This window comes from Paenibacillus sp. FSL R7-0026 (assembly GCF_038004485.1).
Taxonomy (GTDB): Bacteria; Bacillota; Bacilli; order Paenibacillales; family Paenibacillaceae; genus Paenibacillus; species Paenibacillus xylanexedens_A.
The window spans coordinates 3136661-3156205 of record NZ_JBBORG010000001.1 but is presented as its reverse complement, the minus strand read 5'-3'; the positions used below and the strand labels follow the sequence as shown (position 1 = coordinate 3156205).

Here is a 19545-nt window from a genome sequence, read left to right as displayed (position 1 = left end):
TTTTTTCAATGTTTGGTTATAAGTTCTTTGAATAAGAAGCGCCTATTGCATAATAGTCTTGATTTTGCACAAGATAATCCATGTCGCATTTTATAAAGAGGTGGATCAATGACCCCAACCAATCAGGCTTTTTCTGAATTAAAAATGAATATTTCTTATGTGGAACAGTCCCTCTACTGTACAGACGATTTGAAACAACAACAGCTTTTACTTAATGGTGTACAGAGTGTGCTTCTCTATATCGATTCACTTGTAGATCAGGAGATCATTCAAACACATGTCTTAACAGCACTGAATGGCCAAGCTCATTCGGAAATCTACCCATCGTTCACCACTTTAGAAAGTCGAAAAGATACGGATCTGCAACGTGGAATAGATTCACTTATTCAAGGGAAATGTCTTTACATAATCGATGGGTACCCGGAGTTTTACATTCTTTCTACCGAGAAAATGTATGTCCGTAGCACAACCGAACCGGAAAACGAAGGCGTTATTCGAGGGCCGCACAATGGATTCGTAGAGCAGCTTTCGGTTAATTTGAATCTGATTCGTAGACAAATTATTAGTCCATCCTTAATCGTTCGATATTTTAACGTCGGCGAGAAGACACATACCAAAATTGCAGTTGTATATCTTCAGGACTTGGCCAATCCGGAGTTAGTGAACGAAGTAAAAGAGCGAATCACGTCCATATCTTCAGATATGGTGCTCGCACCAGGCTTTATTGAAGAGTTTATGGAGGATAACCCCTTCTCTCTGTTTCCCCAGCAGCTCAATACAGAAAGACCTGACCGGGTTATTGCCAACTTGATGGAAGGACGTGTCGCCATACTTGCCGAAGGAAGTCCTTCAGCTCTTATCGCTCCAGTTACGTTTTTTGCTTTTTATCAAAGTCCGGATGATTATCATGGTCGCTGGATTGTCAGTTCTTTTTTACGGTTAATTCGCATGATGAGTTTTGTCATTGCTTTTACATTACCTGCTGTTTATATTGCAACCATCTCTTTTCACTCCGCTATTTTACCGATCGAACTGGCACACACGATCAAGAAATCATTGCAGAACATCCCCTTTCCTGCACTTGTAGAGGCAATGTTGCTTGAATTGATCTTTGAAGTATTAAGAGAAGCCGGGGTCCGACTTCCCAGCCGAGTGGGCCAGACCATCGGCATCGTTGGCGGTTTGGTTATCGGAGATGCTATCGTTCGTGCGGGACTTGTATCCTATACAATGATTATTGTGGTTTCACTAACCGCTATCTCGTCGTTTTTGGTGCCTTCGCATGAGATGAGTTCGGCAGTCCGTATTCTCCGCTTTCCAATGATGATTGGAGCGGCGCTTTTTGGATATATCGGCATCGCATTTGGTCTGGTGATTCTAACCATTCACCTCTGTAAGATGGAAAACTTCGGATCGCCTTATTTTGCTCCAGTGGCCCCTTTCCGATTAGCTGACATGAAGGATGTATGGATTCGATTTCCCATCTGGGCGCTTCGCGGGCGTCCTCATGATGCCCGCCCGCAGCGGCTGAATCAGCAGAAGTTCTCTAGGAGTTGGAAAAAACGTGAATAAGGAAACAACAATCACTCGGGGACAATTATTTTTGCTCATTATGAAATTTGAAATCGGTGTAGATATCTTGTCCCTCCCTTACCGTATACACCTTCTCTCTAAAGGCGGTGGGTGGATCTCTGTATTCCTTGGAGGGTTCCTGATCCAACTTGTCATATTGTTGTGCTGGCTTTTGATGCGAAGATTCCCGAGTTCATCCATTTATGACATTGTAACGCTGATTACGGGTAAATGGATTGGCAAATTGCTGATCATTGCCTACGTTGGATATTTCCTGTTAATGGGTACTTCTGTTCTGGTGAACGGTTACGGTGTGATTAACCGTTGGATGCTGCAGGATACGCCTCGATGGGCTATATTAGCCCTCTTCTTGTTCAGCAGTATCTATTTGGTTCGGCAAAAATTACGAATCATTGCCCGAGTACTTGTACTCATCTCCTTTTTGGTCTTGCCCATGATGGTATTGATCAGTTATGGACTCAAGGAAATCAATCTGTTATATCTTTTGCCTTTAACCGAAGCGGGATGGCCCAATATCATTAGTGGATCAACCGAAACATTAATGGCTATGTTCGGATTCGAGTTTTTTCTCGTTGTGTTTCCTATGGTTGAAGGTAGCAGCGGTGGCAAACTCAAGTCTGTTTCTTTAGCAAGTGCTGTAGTCGTGGTGTTGTATGCATTCACCGTGTCCATTTGTTCAACGGCGTTCAGCCCCCAGCAACTTGACTTAATGCCTGAACCGGTCATATATCTGCTCCGCTCTATCCCACTCGGAACAATGGATCGGGCCGATTTCCTGTTCCTCCCTATCTGGTTAATTTCCATTTTTGGGGCCATATGTGGCTATTACTATACGGCATCCTATGGTATAAGTTATCTCTTCAAACAAAAACACCATAAAAAAGCGGTGCCTTATGTCGTTCTTGCTTCTTGCATAATTGCGTATCTGCCACAACAGAAGGAAAAACTTGAGTTAATTAGTACGATAGCCAACAGATCGGCATACTTTTTTCTCATGATCCTGCCTCTGCTCCTGTTGGTTCTATCTTATATAATGAAACGAAAAGAGAAGATGATATGAGTAACCGAGGGAAAATCCTCATCCTGCTGACCCTGCTCATGGTGATGACGGGATGTTGGGATCAGGATAGTTTAAAAGATGCAAGACTGGCTAATGCTTCGGCGTTTGACATCACCTCAGAGGGTGAAATTAAACAGACGCTTGAAATTGTCGATGATTCTGAGAGTCAACAAGGGAGCAGCGGTAATGAAGTCCACTCAGGCACCGGGAGATCCGTCCGTCAAAGTACAGATAGAATTCGCGCTAAAGTGACTGGTGATATCCGGTTTTTCAAATATGGGATGATCTTATACGGCAACAAACTCGCACAAAATGATATCTACCCCTACCTGGACGTCTTATATCGGGAACCCGATTACCCGACCTCACATGTGAAAATTGCGATTGTGGATGGCGATGCCGGAAATCTGTTACACCAAAAAAAAGTTGGCAGCATATTGATTGGTGATTTTATTACGAAAAAAATTAAGAGTCTGGAGGAATTATGTATTTTTCCGGAAATGACGTTAGAGACCCTTCTCCCTCCCATGCTGGATCCGGGACAGGATTTTACACTGCCCTATCTATATAAGGATGGAGAGGAGATTGATGCTCGGGGAATCGCCCTGTTTCATGGGCAAAGGTTCAATGGGAGTCTTACTACCGAACAGGCTCCTCTATACATTATTATGAGTGGGAAATGGAATAAAGCAGCGCGTTTTGTCAAAAAGGTCCACCCAGGGCCTTCCAACAACCCGCGGAACTATGTCACTTATGAAGCAAATATCGCACAAATTAAGCGCAAACTTGCGGTAAAGGTGGCAAGTGATAGCCAAATTGATGTGAACCTCCGTATCGAACTTCCAGTAACGATCGTTGAGTATGCAATGAATCATCTTCAGGAAAAAGACACAATTGAACGTCTGAACCGCAAGTTATCCGATGACATGACTCAGGACGCAGAACAAATTATCAAGACACTTCAGCAAAGTGGTTGTGATTCCTTCGGTATTGGCAGACATTTAATTGCCCATTACCCGGACTTATGGAAAAGTCTAAACTGGAATAAAGAATATGCCCAAGTTCGTTTTCACCCGGAAGTAAAGGTTACAATAGTCGGCAGCGGCGTTTTAAATTAATAACATGCTGTCGTGCAATTGGGAAAGCTCTCTTCCATTTTGAAGAGAGCTTTTAACTGTTGACTTAAAAAGAAGGATTTGCTAATACTCTAGTCGTTAAGAAGCACTACAGTGAAAAGTTTTATCGTGCCTGGTTGAGTATAACATCGGCAGCGAAGCTGAGCTATAAAATAGGTGAAAGAAGACGTGATATTCCTTCTTTAAATTTTATAATAAGGGACCTATTTCTATAACGATCAGAAGTAAGTTCTGTACTTAACTGGCTATCTTGATGAAACAATTCTTGAAGTTGTTTCGCAACTCGCTCGTCATATACAATTGCATTCACCTCAAAATTCAACCTAAAGCTCCGGGAATCAATATTCATCGTCCCTACTGAAGCGACTTCTTCGTCTACTACAATGGTCTTTGCGTGTAAGAATCCATTATCATATAACAGAATCTTGGCTCCATAGTCCAATAATTCACCAGCATACGCCCAAGTCGCCCAATATACAAACGGGTGATCGGGCTTATTGGGAATCATAATGCGCAGATCCACCCCGGATAGGAGTGCAATTTTACATGCATCCATAAAAGTGCTGTCAGGAATAAAGTAAGGCGTTTGAATATACACACTCTTTTTGGCATTTACTATAAGCTTGATGTACATATTCTTCAGGTGTTCCACCTGTGAGTTAGGACCACTAGACACAATCTGAACTGGACTTGAACCATCAAGCTTTGCTGTGTTGAAGGAGAATTGTTCGTAACTTACTTGATCCGATTTGCTGGCGTGTTTCCAATCCAAAATAAACCTTCCTTGAATATGATTAACGGCATCTCCGTGCATTTTAAAATGTGTATCACGCCAGTATCCAAACTTTTTATCCATGCCTAGATACTCATTCCCCAGATTAAATCCGCCAATATAAGCAATCTCCCCATCAATAATACAAAGTTTTCGATGATTTCGATTATTCATACGGAAATTTAATGGTCTAATCAGTGACGGGAAAAAGACCTCTACTTCTCCACCGGCAGAGATCAGTTCTCTGAAAAACTTCAATGAAAGTTTCTTTGAACCAATTTCGTCATAGAGAACTCGCACTTTTACGCCTTCTTTAGCTTTAATAGTTAATTCATCTCGTAATTTCTTCCCTAAGGAATCCGGTTGAATGATGTAATATTGGATGTTAATCTCTTTCTTGGCTTCCTTGATATCAGCAAATAAAGAATCAAATTTCTCTTGTCCATCATCGAAGATGAATATCTCATTGTCATTGGTTAGGATTGCATTGGATGAAGTGAGATTCAATTGAATCAGGTCAGCATATTTCATGAGCAGGGGGTTGTTTTCCTTACGTTGCTCCTTCAATGTCACTAACTGGTTCTCGACAATTAACTTTAGGGAGTTTCTCTCTTCAGCTGAAAGTCCGTAGAAATTTTTCTTTTTGAGGTTACGTCCCAGAAAGAGATAAACGATAAAACCTAAAATAGGAATGAAGTAAAATATCATGAGCCAGGCCCAAGTATAACCAATGTCTCTCCTTTCAAAAAACAAAAATACCGCTGAGAGTAATATGTTTATAATCATAACGAGCGAAAGTATCAGCGTGACCATACTGCTATATCTCCTGCCTTCCATTGACTTTATGTAAATAATAAAAAATGCTTATTACTTAGCTGTTCTCGAATGAAGCCTTCATCACAAAGAATATGATAACATACTTGAGGAATACTAAATCTATTAAATGATAATCACTAGACATCGAACTAAAAAGAATCCACTTCCTATAAAAGAAGGGATTCTTTCACATTGAATATCCTATACTTAGAATCTGTAATTCAAAGAGAACGCAATTTTGATACTTGTTGTTCCCAAACCGGCTCCAATGAGACTTATAGAATTAATTGTTGGTGCAGTATAAGATCTACTGCTACCTGGGGCTACGACAAAACCAGGAATTTGAACACCGTCAATAAGCAAAGCAGCGGTGGGTGAAGCCCCCACTCCGTTATTCTCAATTAGAATAGTTCCGTTTATCAGAAACGTTGAGGAATTTTCGTATATAATTGTTGGTGTCCCTCCCGTATCTGACAAACTTATCGTAGTACATACGGCATCGTTTACCACCGCTGGAGAAACCGTATTATTACAATTACCAATTTGAGCCATTAATGAACCTCCTTAAAAATACTCTTTCTATAAATATATGTGGGGAAATAGTAGTGGTTCGGGCTATTCCAACTTTGTTTCCATTTATTCCTCATCCTCTTCTTCATTTAGAACCTGATAGTATATATCTATTCCAAATGTGCCGCTTGCAATATTGTTCAAGCTCTTTTCAATCTCCACTTCAATATGATGCATTCCGGCACAGCTAAAAGCACAGGTGTTACCCGGTAGAACAGGAAGCGAACACGTTCCTTCATTATGTATTATGTTCAAAAAGACAGATGAATTACTTTGTTTATGATTATAAATACTTACTGTACCATGCACGTTTAAGGTTGAAGATGCTGACCACAGGGTTAAAACCTCTGTTATGGTTGCTGAATTAATATGGAACTCCCCACAAATGGTTGTTTCAGCGAGACGAGTATTCACTCAGACTGCTCCCTTCCATAATTCTTCCTTTCATCTATTTTATTAGTGATCTGTTGTTTTCATGTATGATTATGCTCCTAATGAACAACAAAAAAACCGCTACATTAGCGGCTTTTAATAGTACTATGTTCATGACTTTAAACGATATACGACCGACTATCCAATCTCCCCTGCTCGTTAGTTCCTTACAACAGGAATCCACATTTCACCATAAACCAAACCGTTTTTCTCTCCCATTTCAACTGTTGTATTCGGACCGCCAACATAGGCATAATCCTTTTCTATGGGGAGAGCTTGACCAAAGGCAATGCCAGTAAGCATATTACTGAGCGCATCAGCCGTCTCTGCTTCACCCTTCACAACAAGGTATTCTCCCTTAGGAAATTGGATTACTCTCGTTGCTTCTGGCAGAGATTCTTCTGTCATGACACCAGCATAATGCATCATCTGGTTATTCACTGCTTCGTTTACGGCAAAAATGTAGTCGTTTGTTGCCAGAGACTTTAGTTTGTCCAGACTTCCATCCTCTTTCACCGTGGACCAAAAATCCGCCTTCTCCTTACTGATGCCAACATAGTCTGTATAGTCGCTCTTAAGATCCGTTCCAATACCTAAAACAATAAAGCTCTCTTTTTCTTCGAAATGATAATTACTCATGGTTTACACCGTCCTCTTTCAATTTTCAATTGATTTGTGTTTTCACTTGATAGGTTTATAATAACCTTAAATCATGTCAGAATATGATACTGTTTAGGGGGCCCAATGAAAAAAGTTGAACGCATAAATATCATCACGCGGTATATCAATAATCGTGCCCACTTTACTATTTCTGAAATCATGCGAGAATTTAATATTTCTCGTTCAACAGCCATTCGAGATATCAGAGAAATTGAAGCCATGGGAATGCCACTTGTCGCTGAAGTTGGGCGGGACGGGGGTTATTTTGTCATGAACAACTCCCTCCTGCCCACGGTCCGGTTTACCGATAATGAAATCAAAGCGTTATTCATTGCCTTTATGGCGACAAGAAATCAACAACTTCCTTATCTGAAGAGTCGTCAATCTTTGGCTGAAAAATTATTGGGCCTTATTTCAGAAAATCAGCAAGATGACCTGGTGCATTTGAATCAAATATTGCTTTTTGAAGGGACCAATCCCCATAATCCAGACTTGCTTGATCTATCAGACCTGCCTCACCCTACCTTGGAAAAACTAATCCAAATTCTTCTTATAGAACGTTATTTGTTAGTTACTGTCCAAGAAGAGAAGAAAACAAAGTCCTATCCCATCGTTCTCTTGCACCTTCATCATCAAAAAGGCCATTGGATCATTGAAGGTTTGGACCTGGAGGAAGAAAAAAGACGAATCGTATCCGTTGACAACCTCATCCAAGTTGATGTATACCCGGCGAAAAAAAGATTGAGTACAAAAAAGATTGTAGAACAACTCAAACGAAATACACAGGAAGAAGTTATCAACCTTGTCCTGGAACTTGGCCCAAAGGCGATTGCGCAATTCAAAAAATACCATCCTTTAAAGTTTTCAATTGCCTATACAAATCCATATCAAACTACGGCTCTCCTAAAGGCATTTATGAATGTTCATAACTCAGAAGAGTTAACCGAAATCACCAATTGGTTGCTTTTTCTAGGAGAAGATATCAAGGTGAAGGAGATTCCGGAAGAAGTCCTGAATGCTGTACAAGAGAGATTAAGCTTATACCAAATGAAGCAGTGAGCAGCCCCTCCTACCTAGTCTCTCCATTTTCTAACAATGCCTTACCTGAATTCTGGCTGAGCGTTCAGTACGGAAAACCAAAAAAAGCCGCTATTGCAGCGACTTGTGATGGAATCATATTCATATTCATATTAATTCATGTCTCACGCCAATGCTTGGCGAGCTGTTCCTTCTATACTAAAAGTCAGCATTAGACTGGGCATGATTAGGTGTATGCTGCGGGATTTTTTTAACGAGTAGAAAATAAGTAACAATCGCAATGATACTGGTCATTAATAACGTGAGTCCTAACGGGACGGCAGTGTCCTCACCTGCGATGCCGACCAAAGGAGCAACCAGTGCACCCAGAAGAAAAGGGACAACGCCGAGCAGAGCTGCTGCACTTCCGGCCATCTTGGCTTGACTCTCCATGGCAAGTGGGAATGCCGCTGTAGACGTAATGCCGATCGAGCATACGAAGAAGAACAATGGAATAACCAACGCGAAAAGTGGACCATGAGCCAGAGTTACCACCAAAGCAGCCACACTTGCTATTATAGCAAGCCATAGTCCCGATAATAGCAGCGTCTGCTCAGGGATACGTTTGGCCAATCGACCCACGATTTGAGATCCGATGATCAAGCTGATACCGTTTGAAGCAAACAGTATAGCAAATACTGTGGGTGTGACTCCATATATATTTTGGTAAATAAATGGTGTTCCCGCCACATAAGCAAAGACCCCTGCCGTCATGATTCCCTGTGCCAGCATGTAACCAACAAACTTGCGGTCACGCAGAAGCATTCTGTAATTGCCCAATTGCTGTTTGAAGTCGGGAACCATACGCCTTTCGACGGGGTGTGTTTCTTTTAAGCTCCACTTTGTCATGATTAATAAGAAAATCCCCAAGAATGAAAGAGAGATAAACACACCAACCCATGTTGTGAAGGAAAGAACCCCACTTCCCGCAATCGGTGCTGCCAAAGGCCCCAAATTCCCTACGAGCAACAGCAACGAGAAAAATTTAGTGAGTTCATGTCCGCTATATAGATCTCTAGCTATCGCACGGGAAATGACAATTCCAGCGGATGCCGCAAATCCTTGCGTGAAACGAAACAAAATCAATAGTCCGATATTCGGAGCAAAAGCACATGCCAAGGAACAAATAATGTAGGCTGCCATGCAGATTAGCAGTGGTCTACGTCTACCGTACGCGTCACTCAAAGGACCCATAACGAGTTGTCCTACACCGAGTCCTAATAAACAGGCAGTAAGGCTAAATTGTACAAGTGATGCCGTTGTATTCATATTTTGTGCAATCTCCGGAAAAGCCGGTAAATACATATCAATCGTAAATGGACCTAATGTAGAAAATAAACCTAGTAGTACTGCAAGTCCAAAAACATTCCAATTCGTGCTCTTCGCCATGATAAATAAAATCTCCAATTCCTTATATAATTTGCAAGCCTAATCGGAGTATAAGACATAGAGTTAACTGTAGGTCAAGTCTTTAGGTTTATTAAAACCAAAAAAAGCCGCTTATTAAGCGACTTTGAATGGAAAACCATTAAATTGTGTAACTTTTCCGATCTGAACCCATATGACTCATAATCATTTCGGCAGCTCGCTTGTAACCGCCTGCCTGCCTTAGAGATTCACCAATGAGGTAAGCCTGCCGTCTATAAAGTGAATTGTGTAGTACTTCTGTTAATGCCTCTCTCAAATTAGTTGCACTGAGATTATGTTTATTTAAAGTAATACCCGCGCCCAACTCCTGTACCCGATTGGCGACAAGAGGCTGATCCGATGTTAATGGAATCATCACCATCGGAACGTTGTAATATAACGCCTCACTTGTGCTGTTCATTCCAGCATGTGTAATAAAAACATCGGTATGCTGCAGTATGTCTAACTGGGCAATGTATGGCTTGACGATAAAATTAGGAGGAACTTGATCCGCCAGCGGCGTCATGTCCGTGTACTTTCCTGAAGATAGAACAACATTCACGGGTAGATCCCCTAATGCTTCAAAGCAAAGCTGATAGAAATCCAAATTTTTATTTAAAATCGTACCCATAGCAATGTACACGGTTTGCGGGTACCGTTCACGAAGCACCTCAAACGAGAAGGTCGGAGCATCTTGACGTGTTATGATCGAAGGACCCGTGAAAATAAAACGATCATCCAGCTTTTCTGCCTGCGGCTGAAAATAACGGCTGGTGTACACGAGCTTTAACTGACCTGCATGTGCCGGAATCTCTTCCATGGCTGGAATACTCACTTGAAGCTCTTCAGCTAACTCCGTTGTGATCTTCATCGTAGCCTCATAAAGCTCCTTCGTCTCCGTCTCATTCAGAACTGAGCTAGACCCCAGAGGCTCCACAAAAGCAAAGGATGCAATCGAGCACACCGCAGGAATTCCCAGTTTTTCTGCAAGAATAGTCCCTCCCCATCCCATCAGGGAGTCAAAGATCATATAATCGAACTTTTGATCCTCGATCACCTGTAGCACATTGGGGATGATCCTCCGGATAATACCGCTTACCATCATATAAATGAACTGATAAGAATGCGTATATTCCTGGGGTTTCAACACCGGATCATGAGAGAAGGCATCTTGTGGAAACGGATAGGTAATGATCTGGGCACCGGTTTGTTCAATTCGGGAACGGTACTCCTCCGTGCACACATAGATGACTTCCTCACCATTGTCTATCAACTGAGTAACTAATCCTAACGATGGATTCACATGCCCTTCAGCTGGAGTAATGACTACTAATACACGTGCCATCTTACCCACCTCCCAATGCAATTAGTCCCCCCGTTCTTCATGATGTATTTAACGACGCGGTCGTCATCCGTTACATGGAGATGTTATCCTTCACTTGGCTGATTGGATGATGTTCTTGATGAACGAGTTTGGTAATTCGTAGTGATGCTAAGAAACTTAACAAGACCCATAGTAATTGCAGTGTTAACACGATCAAAACACCTGTCGATATGCCCCACTGTAAAGTTTCGGACAAGGCAATCAGAGCGCCACCAAGGCCAATGCTTACTCCCATATAGAAGGAGTCCACAAATTGCAGATTCGCAGACATTTCTCCCTCTTTTCTGGGCAAGGCATGTTGTAAAGCAATGGCTGCCGTTGTAGGGTTAGCCAATCCAACACCGAACCCTGTAATCATTTGCGAGAGAAGGATGAGTATAATCCCGCCGTCCGTCAAAATAAGAGCCAGGATCACAAGTACAGTTCCAACGATCATAATCCCAATGCCGGTCATGACTCTGCCCTTTCGGGCACGACCTTGATCTCGTGCGTCAAGCTTGGCTTGCAACCACGCTGCGGCGGACCAGCTTAGGGAACCAGCTGCTACAATGAGACCAGCAAGGTCAGCTGATAACCCCTTCACTTCGGTTAGTGCCAAGATCACAAAACTTTCCGTAGTAAAATAACAAGCAACATATAGACCCCTCGATACCAAAGTAGCAGGCAATCCTTTTTTTACCGAAAAAGTCCCCACAGGCAGCAATTTACGCATTGGTTGGATCATGACGACTAATCCAGCCAAAGTGAGTACTATACCTTTCCAATCGGTTATCATACCAAGTCCTGTGAGTAACAGCCCCGTTCCAACGGCAAGCAGAATCGCATACATAATCTTTGAGTCGGTTGCTCGCGCTGGACCTGACAGATCTTGCTGAAGCTGCAAATTACGGAAAGAACGGAATGTGAGACTCAACGCTATTCCAATCAAGGGTAAAACGATCCAGAAAACATATCGCCACGAGATGTAGGAAGCAATAAGGCCTGCTGCATAAGGTCCGATTAAGGTTGGTAGGACAAATGCCATAGAGAATGCGGCCAGGATTTGAGTACGAAGTGTATCTGGATAATGTAACGTCACACAGGTATAAATGCATGTGATCAGGGCCCCCGCTCCAAAACCTTGAAGGGCTCTTCCGGCAATAAGCATATGCATATCGAAAGAGACAGCGGAGACCACAGTTCCTAACACAAAAACACTAAAAGATATCAGCATGGATGTAAAAACACCGCGCTTGTCAATCTGTTGCCCCATAACCAAGGTTCCAACAAGCTGAGATAACAAAAATGCGCTGAAGATCCAACCGTATAAATGAATGCCCTCTAAACTTTGTGCCATTTTCGCGGCAATCGTCGTGATAGCCAGTCCTTCGAAAGCTACGGTTGCCAGAACCAGCATAATACCAATTGTAGTCGCCCTGTACTGAGCATCAAAAATCCCAATCTGATTGTTGTTTGTCTTCCACACCTCCGTAATTAGATGGTTATTATGGTAAATTAAACCTTTTAACTCCCTGAATATACATGAAGTGTTACACTTTGTAAAGTTAAATGTTTAAAAAGTGAGATCATGGTCTAGAATAGGGTACTCATGTTCAATAGGAGATTTTGCTTGAAAATATGCCATCTTCATTACAGTCAATTTGGAGAAGTTCATCCTCCAGGATCCAGGCATCTGTTTTTTCAACAAAGAAATGAAATCCTCCAATCGATTGAACCAATGCGGGATCGACCGGTGTAGCACTCGCATTTATGCCAATTGTAAAGGCATCGGAGCCTCCTCCGACATATTTTGCATAAATCCTTACATATTGGTCCTCTTCCAATCCCCATTCATTCTTAAATGAATCGATTGCTTGTTCAGATACTACAAATGAGATCATTGCTCTGCACTCCTTCCTTCATTTCAGTCACATTTTTTCACTTCGCCACGATAATTGGCCATTCTGAAACTGGCTCCGCATCCACACGAAACTTTGGCATTTGGATTATTCATGGTGAATCCACCTAACATTCCGCTCTCTTCATAGTCAATCTCAAGACCATCAATGTATGGAATACTTTTCGCGTGCACCAATATTTTGAATTGCTTTTTATTTAACACAATGTCTTCTTCTGCCTGCTGTTCATCCACGATAAGGGTATAAGACAAACCACTGCATCCCCCTTCATCAACGCCTACTCTAAGGAAGGCATTTTGGATATCCGCACTTGATAAGATCTCAACGATTTTGTCCGATGCTGTATCACTGACCTCAATGATCATCTTTATTCCTCCCGGTGGTATCATTTTGAAATTTGGTATCCCAGTCCATTAGACAGGGTATGAATGCTGCAAGAGCAGCTCCTTTTGGCGTAAGTTCATAAATAATTTGTGTAGGGCGTGTCAGTATTGTTTTTTTGACCAAATGATCATGTTGAAGACCCTTTAAACGTCTGGAGAGGATCATTTCGGAAATGGAAGGAATGTTATCGAATATTTCACCGAATCTCTTCGGGCCTTGAGACAGAGTACATAAAATATGGATCGTCCATTTCGTTCCGATGATGCGATAAGCTGTAAATAGTTTATTCGGGTCTTCAGTGAGCAATGGTCTGTACACCCACTTTCTTATTCATCCGCGTGGTGAGATCCGAGTGCTGGCAATGATACTCGTGACGATTAACAAGAGATGGAAACCCATGGCTACAATTAAGCCGGATTGAAGTGACATACCGCCAGCCTGACACACTACAAGAATGGAACCACCAATGCCGATCACTACACCAGGTGTAAAAGAATCTGCAAATTGCAGATTTGCCGAGGTTTGGCCCACGCCTTCTTCCCCCGTTTGGGAAAATGCGACAACACCGCTAATCGGATGCGCCAATCCAATACCAACTCCTGCAATGATCTGACCAAGAACTGCGATGGTAACGGTCACAACAGGTACCCAAAATACGATGGCAATCCCTATCGCAAGCAGTAATACCCCAAGAAAAATTCTCATATGACGTCCACGGCCCTGATCTGCCGCATCCCACCGTCCTTGCAGATACGCAATGATACACCAACTTAATGCAGCACTCGCGACAATTAATCCGGCTTGTGAAGGTGTAATTCCTTTCACGTCGATTAGAGCTAATACCAGGAAATTCTGTGTGCTGGTATAGGCAGCGAAGAACAACCCACGTGTTGCCAGAATTGCTGGCATACCTCTTCGCAACGTAAGTGTTCCCTTCGGTAGTAATTTACGAAGCGGAAATAACATCAATACTAGGCCAATCACGACTAAAACAAATCCCATAATGCTCGGAAGCATACTTAAACCAACCAGGAAAATCCCTGTACCTAACGTTAAGAGTAACGCCATCCAAGTGGATGAAGATCCGCTATCCACTCCCGTCTTCTGCACTTTTAATTTCCTAAAGGCAGGTAAACTAAGCAATGCTGAAACCACTAGCACAGGTAAGATCCCCCAGAAAACAAAGCGCCAGGACCACTGATCTGCGATAAGACCGGCTACATATGGACCGAGCATAGACGGAAGAACATAGGCTGTACCAAATGCTCCAAGTATTTTGGCACGTAACTCATCTGGGTAACTTAAGGATATAGCCGTATATACACAAGTCATCATAGCTCCGGCACCCAAACCCTGTAGAGCCCGTGATCCTATCATGGTATACATGTCGCCTGCGGTTGCGGCAGCGATCAGCCCTACAATAAACAACAGAAGTGCAAAAGTGAACGGTGCTGCAGGTCCTCTTTTATCAATGATTCGACCGACGACCAGCGTCCCGATAATCTGCGCAAGCAGATACGTACTGAATATCCACCCGAACAGGCTAAGACCGTTCAAGTCTCCAGCAATTGAAGGAGCAATGGTGGTGACGGATAGACCTTCGAATCCAACGGCCATCACTGACAAAATGATTCCTATGGATAATGCAAAATAACGCGGGCTGAAAATACTCTGATGATTAGACGACATGAAATGTGACCTCCAAGAAAATTGTTATGTATACATCGTATCCGGATACTTAGTAAACATTTTTGTTTATAATGTCTAAGCTACAGTTCGGCTTTGACTTTGTCAACATTTTTGTTTAAAATGTAGTTATTCATGAAGATTCAGTTGTTTCAAAAGGAGGTGCACCATGAGCGGAAATCAAACCAAAAAGGATGCCTCGACCAGTACCCGGAGAGCAATTATTAATCTGTTAAAAGAGCGCGGGGGAATGGATGTTATGGCACTCTCCACTCAGTTTTCGTTATCCGGAATGGCTATTCGGCAACATCTGAATGCGCTAAAAGAAGAAGGATTGGTTACCACTGTGGAAGAGGCCCGTCCCATGGGTCGCCCCACCAAGCTATGGATATTAACTCCCGCGGCTAATCGTTTTTTTCCAAGTGGATATTCGGATTTATCCGTTAGCCTCATCAATTCGATGAAAGAAGCTTTTGGTACTGAAGGGCTGGACAAGCTGCTGGATGTTCGAAATAAAAATATGCAAGAACAATATCTTCAGCATCTTGGCGATTCATCAGGAGTTAGAGAGAGATTGGAGAAATTGGCCGAAATTCGTACCAATGAAGGTTATATGGCCGAGGTTAAGGAGCAGGATGATGGCAGTCTTCTATTTATTGAGAAGCATTGTCCGATCTGTGAAGCGGCCGCGGTATGTACCGGTTTATGCAAGAATGAGTTACATTTATTCAAAACAGTTCTAGGCGATAATGTTCATATTGAACGGGGAGAATACCTTTTAGCCGGAGGAAGAAACTGTGTATACACCGTTAGACAAAATAAGCCATGACCAAAAGAGCAACCTCATTGGAGATTGCTCTTTTGGTTTGGATTCTGAACTGATTAGAACGATTCGGATTTCTCTAAATCATCCTTCATTATATTAGTTATTTCTAACTCTTTCATAATCGTATGTACCCGATTATGTAATTTTGAATTTAGGTAGAGTATAGTAAGAGTGTCGAAAATATACTCTAGGAGGCTACTGCCATGTCACAAAAAATCTGGATGAACCTGCCGGTGAAAGATGTTGTGAAATCCACTACCTTTTTCAATGAGATTGGATTCCATGGGGAGAATGTTGGCAACGAGAGAGCCCAGCTTGTCATAGGCTCAACAACGATTCTACTGTTTCCGGATGCAACGTTTGAGAAATTTACAGGTGCCAAAACCACAGATACTTCCCATAGCGCAGAAGTGATATTTTCGATTGGTGCTGACAGCAGAGAAGAAGTTGATGCTTTTATTGAAAAAGTCGAGTTAGCTGGAGGAACCATCTTTGGCAAGCCGGGTGAAATAGACGGCTGGATGTACGGCGCGGGATTTGCCGACCTGGACGGTCACCGCTGGAACCTGTTGTATATGGATGAGAGCAAAATGCCTAAGAACTAATATGAAAACGCCGGTCCTTGTCTAAGGTCACTGGCGTTTTTCTATAGTCTCTGCTATCTCAGTATCATCTTCTTGAGTTACGAAACTCTTTTGGTGTTTTTTCCTCGTGCTTTTTAAAAGACTGAATAAAGTGGTTCACGTGATTAAAGCCTACTTTCTCGGCGATCTCGGTTACTGTATCATTCGTCGATAATAAGAGATCTTTGCTCTTCTTAATCCGGTATTTGATCAAGTACTCGTATGGCGTCATATGAGCCGTTTTCTTAAAACATCGGGTGCACTCTGAAATGCTCAAATGTGCGACATCAGCAATCTCACGAAGCGTAACCGGATGAGCGTAATTTTGATGGATGAAGCTGAGCATTAACTGTAGTCTTTCCTGCTGACGCTTCTCGCTTCTTGGAGTTTCACCTGAAGGAATTGAAATATTGGATATTAATACAAACCATAATTGTACCGTTTTAATTGAAATTTCATACTCCCATCCCCATGTTTTCTCCGAATTGAACGTCTCCCTCATTCCCCAAAGCATGTCTAATATCTGCGTTTCCCACTCCGAATCTTTTGTAATTACAATTGAAACCAAAGAAGAATTGGTATAAGGCAATACATAATTTTTTTCCATTGCACTGTCTACATGAAAGGCTAATAGCTTTTCGGGAAAATTGAAACTAACATATTGACCATCCTGTGTCAGCTCTGTTGTGATGTGAAGAATTCTCTTGTTGATCAGGATTGCCTGACCTGTTTCCAATGTATGATCAATTCCGTTTATCTGAATAACCAGCTTGCCTTTTGTGACTAAAGTGATCTGTAGATCCTCGTGCCAATGCAGATCGTTGAACCCTCTGCCTTCGGGGATACTTGTATGACGTGTATGTGTGTACATGATATAGGGAAACGAAAGATCGGAATACAAAATATCCTCATAAAGCTGTTTCACCATGTTATGACGTTCCTTTCTTTGACGATATATCTATATTATACAGCGATTTAATTGCACGAAATCCACAAAAATAATGATATTATTATATCAAATCTTAGACTTATCACAATAGCCTGTGCACAGACGACCGGATAAGAACTTTGGAGGCTTATTTGTGAAAGAAAATAAATTATCGCTGCTTTTTCATCCCTATGTATTGCTGTTTATCGCCATTTTGTCGGTATCCGTCTCTTCAATCATGATCAAATCTTCGGATACTCCGACCGCTATAGCCGGTATGTACAGGTTGTATATATCAGCCATTATTATGCTTCCGTTTATCCCTTGGAAGACGATCCGATTCTTAAAAATGAATTTAAAGGATTGGAGCACAGTTTTTCTGGCTGGCCTCCTACTAGGTCTATATTTCTTGTTTTGGATGGAATCGCTGGTGTATACCTCAGTGGCTAGTTCCATGGTGATTCTGGCGCTGCAACCTTTGTTTGTGATGATCGGGTCATACTTTATGTTTAAGGAAAGAGCGAGTATACCTACCATTCTATGTTTGATTACCGCCCTGTTCGGTTCGGTGATCATCGCCTGGGGAGATATTGGCGTTTCAAGAGAGGCTTTGATCGGTGACGGCCTGTCACTAATAGGAACCATACTGGTGTCGGCTTATATGCTGGTGGGACAGAAAGTCAGTCGAAAAATCGACGCTAATATATATAGTGCTGTTGTCTTTATTATTGGCGGAAGTGTCCTGCTGGTCTACAGTTTATTGAATAACTTTTCGTTGACCCATTACGACTCATCCGATTGGATGTATTTCCTGCTACTTGCGATCATACCCACCATTTTTGGTCAGTATATTTTTAATCTGCTGCTCAAATCCATTGGTGCAACAACGGTTTCTGTAGGCATTATCGGTGAACCCGTTCTGGCCATTATGCTGGCTTATCTACTGTTGGGAGAAACCATCTCTGCTTTTCAATTCGTAGGCGGATTAATTACATTGTTAGGCATGCTGATGTACTTTGGGCTGAAATCTTACCATGTTCAACTGTCCAAGTTCCTGCGCTTTAATCGATTTAGGAAATTAGGATAATAAAGAAAGAAGTGAATTTAAAATGGCAACTTTTGATGATTTCTTAAAATTAGATCTGCGTGTCGGCACGGTCACCAAAGCCGATTTTTTTGCAAAAGCGAAAATACCCGCTATCAAACTTGAGATTGATTTTGGACCCGAAATTGGATTGAAAACATCCAGTGCGCAGATCACGAAAAGGTACTCATCCGAATCTATTGTCGGTAAGCAGATCATAGGTGTAGTTAATTTCCCTCCGCGTCGTATAGCCGGATTCAATTCAGAAGTATTGGTGCTTGGCGGGCTGCCCGAACAGGGAGATGTTGTTTTGTTGAAACCTGAACTCGAGCTACCCAACGGTACTGTGATCGGATGATAAGAAGAAACCCACTGGAGTTTTATACTCGGTGGGTTTCTTGTTTTAAAACATTAGTTCTATATAGAACTAATATTTCTCCTACATCGTTGAGTTTAATCTACTCAGATCGTGGCGTTCTACTTCTCTTGTTCCTTTATGACTTGTTCGATCCCGAGCAAAATAAGTTTCAAGCCGAACTCGAAAGCTCCGTCGGTTCCCATCACCTCAAACAGACCATTCTTGTACATCCTGCTGAAAAGTCCAGCTTCCTTCTCACTCATAGAATCCAGAAGGTGGATCATCTCTTCACCCTGAAGTGCTTCCTGGTCCTTAAGAACAGCAGATATATTGCGCTGATGCTGATAATCGTCCAGAACAAAATAGAATACATAGTTTACAAGTGTAAGAACCGCCTGTAATTTCTGTTCTTGCTCTAATGGCGTTGATTCCATGCAGAGCAACATACGGTTGGTGAACCGGATCATATCCGGCTCATGAGGTAGCGTCATCATCATGAGCTGTGTGGAGCAGGGATATCGGCTGAGCACACTCCTTACCGTCACCGCAAGCCCCGCCATCTGCTCCTTCCAGTCCCCTTCAGTGTGAAACTCGTCCAGAATTATTTTCGATATCTGGTTGGCCAGACGCTGGTAGAGCGTCTGTTTGCTCTTGAAGTACCAGTATAGCGATGGAGCCTGAATCCCCAACTTGTCTGCCAAGCGTCTCATGCTGAATTTCTCGATGCCCTCTTCCCCGAGAAGCTCCCACGAAATTTCCAAAATCTTATCTTCCGAAATCTGAGGCTGTTGTTTTTTCATCGGTATCCGCCCTTTAATCTAACAGTGTAAGTTTATGCTTTACAGGTTCAT

At 42.3% G+C, this 19545-nt stretch carries 21 protein-coding genes; 8 read left to right on the top strand and 13 right to left on the bottom strand.

Annotated elements, in window-relative coordinates:
• The first annotated feature begins 108 nt into the window (after window positions 1–108).
• From MKY44_RS14180 to MKY44_RS14170, 3 genes are read left to right on the top strand one after another with little or no spacing between them, the layout of a single operon-like run.
• Window positions 109–1572, top strand: coding sequence for a spore germination protein (locus MKY44_RS14180; RefSeq protein ID WP_341007571.1), 1464 nt, complete (start codon window positions 109–111; stop codon window positions 1570–1572).
• Window positions 1565–2653 (top strand): GerAB/ArcD/ProY family transporter, encoded by a 1089-nt coding sequence (locus tag MKY44_RS14175; protein WP_341007570.1) that lies wholly within the window; start codon window positions 1565–1567, stop codon window positions 2651–2653. The genes MKY44_RS14180 and MKY44_RS14175 overlap by 8 nt, the downstream gene beginning before the upstream one ends.
• On the top strand, window positions 2650–3771 hold the full coding sequence (locus MKY44_RS14170) for a Ger(x)C family spore germination protein (protein ID WP_341007569.1): 1122 nt from the start codon (window positions 2650–2652) through the stop codon (window positions 3769–3771). The genes MKY44_RS14175 and MKY44_RS14170 overlap by 4 nt, the downstream gene beginning before the upstream one ends.
• A gap of 163 nt (window positions 3772–3934) precedes the next feature.
• On the opposite strand, the gene cls is transcribed toward MKY44_RS14170, so the two are convergent.
• From cls to MKY44_RS14150, 4 genes are all read right to left on the bottom strand, one after another.
• Window positions 3935–5374, bottom strand: coding sequence for a cardiolipin synthase (gene cls, locus MKY44_RS14165; RefSeq protein WP_084174617.1), 1440 nt, complete (start codon window positions 5372–5374; stop codon window positions 3935–3937).
• 210 nt (window positions 5375–5584) lie between these two features.
• The gene (locus MKY44_RS14160; RefSeq protein WP_341007568.1) at window positions 5585–5929 is read right to left on the bottom strand and encodes a DUF3992 domain-containing protein; all 345 of its coding nucleotides are present in this window, start codon (window positions 5927–5929) and stop codon (window positions 5585–5587) included.
• Window positions 5930–6013: 84 nt separating this feature from the next.
• Window positions 6014–6361 carry an S-Ena type endospore appendage gene (locus tag MKY44_RS14155; RefSeq protein ID WP_341007567.1) on the bottom strand — a complete coding sequence of 116 codons (348 nt, stop codon included), beginning with the start codon at window positions 6359–6361 and terminating at the stop codon, window positions 6014–6016.
• A 177-nt stretch (window positions 6362–6538) separates the two neighbouring features.
• A complete protein-coding gene (locus MKY44_RS14150) occupies window positions 6539–7018 on the bottom strand; it encodes a GyrI-like domain-containing protein (RefSeq protein WP_341007566.1) in 480 nt (159 codons plus the stop codon).
• Between the two features lie 105 nt (window positions 7019–7123).
• On the opposite strand from MKY44_RS14150, the gene MKY44_RS14145 reads away from it, so the two are divergent.
• Complete coding sequence (locus MKY44_RS14145; protein WP_341007565.1) at window positions 7124–8098, top strand: helix-turn-helix transcriptional regulator; 975 nt, start codon at window positions 7124–7126, stop codon at window positions 8096–8098.
• A 177-nt stretch (window positions 8099–8275) separates the two neighbouring features.
• Here the strand turns inward: MKY44_RS14145 and MKY44_RS14140 are convergent, their stop codons facing one another.
• The 7 genes from MKY44_RS14140 to MKY44_RS14115 all read right to left on the bottom strand — a co-directional run bounded on the left by MKY44_RS14140 (window position 8276) and on the right by MKY44_RS14115 (window position 14878).
• The gene (locus MKY44_RS14140; RefSeq protein ID WP_341007564.1) at window positions 8276–9505 is read right to left on the bottom strand and encodes a multidrug effflux MFS transporter; all 1230 of its coding nucleotides are present in this window, start codon (window positions 9503–9505) and stop codon (window positions 8276–8278) included.
• A 139-nt stretch (window positions 9506–9644) separates the two neighbouring features.
• Entirely contained in the window at window positions 9645–10868 is a 1224-nt protein-coding gene (locus MKY44_RS14135) for a macrolide family glycosyltransferase (RefSeq protein WP_341007563.1), read from the bottom strand.
• Window positions 10869–10938: 70 nt separating this feature from the next.
• A complete protein-coding gene (locus tag MKY44_RS14130; RefSeq protein WP_341009853.1) occupies window positions 10939–12303 on the bottom strand; it encodes an MFS transporter in 1365 nt (454 codons plus the stop codon).
• 196 nt (window positions 12304–12499) lie between these two features.
• Window positions 12500–12787 (bottom strand): HesB/YadR/YfhF family protein, encoded by a 288-nt coding sequence (locus tag MKY44_RS14125; protein ID WP_339309512.1) that lies wholly within the window; start codon window positions 12785–12787, stop codon window positions 12500–12502.
• 23 nt (window positions 12788–12810) lie between these two features.
• Window positions 12811–13170: a HesB/IscA family protein gene (locus MKY44_RS14120; protein ID WP_341007562.1), complete on the bottom strand. Its 360-nt coding sequence runs from the start codon at window positions 13168–13170 to the stop codon at window positions 12811–12813.
• Window positions 13160–13507: a winged helix-turn-helix transcriptional regulator gene (locus MKY44_RS31520; RefSeq protein WP_405169641.1), complete on the bottom strand. Its 348-nt coding sequence runs from the start codon at window positions 13505–13507 to the stop codon at window positions 13160–13162. Before MKY44_RS31520 ends, MKY44_RS14120 begins: the two co-directional genes overlap by 11 nt.
• A gap of 12 nt (window positions 13508–13519) precedes the next feature.
• Window positions 13520–14878: an MFS transporter gene (locus MKY44_RS14115; RefSeq protein ID WP_339309510.1), complete on the bottom strand. Its 1359-nt coding sequence runs from the start codon at window positions 14876–14878 to the stop codon at window positions 13520–13522.
• A gap of 166 nt (window positions 14879–15044) precedes the next feature.
• Here MKY44_RS14115 and MKY44_RS14110 point away from each other — a divergent pair, with 166 nt between their 5' ends.
• Together MKY44_RS14110 and MKY44_RS14105 are read left to right on the top strand one after the other, a co-directional pair.
• Entirely contained in the window at window positions 15045–15704 is a 660-nt protein-coding gene (locus MKY44_RS14110; RefSeq protein ID WP_341007561.1) for a helix-turn-helix transcriptional regulator, read from the top strand.
• A 200-nt stretch (window positions 15705–15904) separates the two neighbouring features.
• Window positions 15905–16306: a VOC family protein gene (locus MKY44_RS14105; protein WP_341007560.1), complete on the top strand. Its 402-nt coding sequence runs from the start codon at window positions 15905–15907 to the stop codon at window positions 16304–16306.
• 64 nt (window positions 16307–16370) lie between these two features.
• Here MKY44_RS14105 and MKY44_RS14100 read toward each other — a convergent pair whose 3' ends face one another.
• Window positions 16371–17252 carry an AraC family transcriptional regulator gene (locus MKY44_RS14100; RefSeq protein ID WP_341007559.1) on the bottom strand — a complete coding sequence of 294 codons (882 nt, stop codon included), beginning with the start codon at window positions 17250–17252 and terminating at the stop codon, window positions 16371–16373.
• A 154-nt stretch (window positions 17253–17406) separates the two neighbouring features.
• Here MKY44_RS14100 and MKY44_RS14095 point away from each other — a divergent pair, with 154 nt between their 5' ends.
• Window positions 17407–18339 (top strand): DMT family transporter, encoded by a 933-nt coding sequence (locus MKY44_RS14095; protein WP_341007558.1) that lies wholly within the window; start codon window positions 17407–17409, stop codon window positions 18337–18339.
• Window positions 18340–18361: 22 nt separating this feature from the next.
• Window positions 18362–18694 carry a chaperone CsaA gene (gene csaA, locus MKY44_RS14090; protein ID WP_341007557.1) on the top strand — a complete coding sequence of 111 codons (333 nt, stop codon included), beginning with the start codon at window positions 18362–18364 and terminating at the stop codon, window positions 18692–18694.
• A 119-nt stretch (window positions 18695–18813) separates the two neighbouring features.
• On the opposite strand, the gene MKY44_RS14085 is transcribed toward csaA, so the two are convergent.
• The gene (locus MKY44_RS14085) at window positions 18814–19494 is read right to left on the bottom strand and encodes a TetR/AcrR family transcriptional regulator C-terminal domain-containing protein (RefSeq protein ID WP_341007556.1); all 681 of its coding nucleotides are present in this window, start codon (window positions 19492–19494) and stop codon (window positions 18814–18816) included.
• Between the last annotated feature and the right edge of the window lie 51 nt (window positions 19495–19545).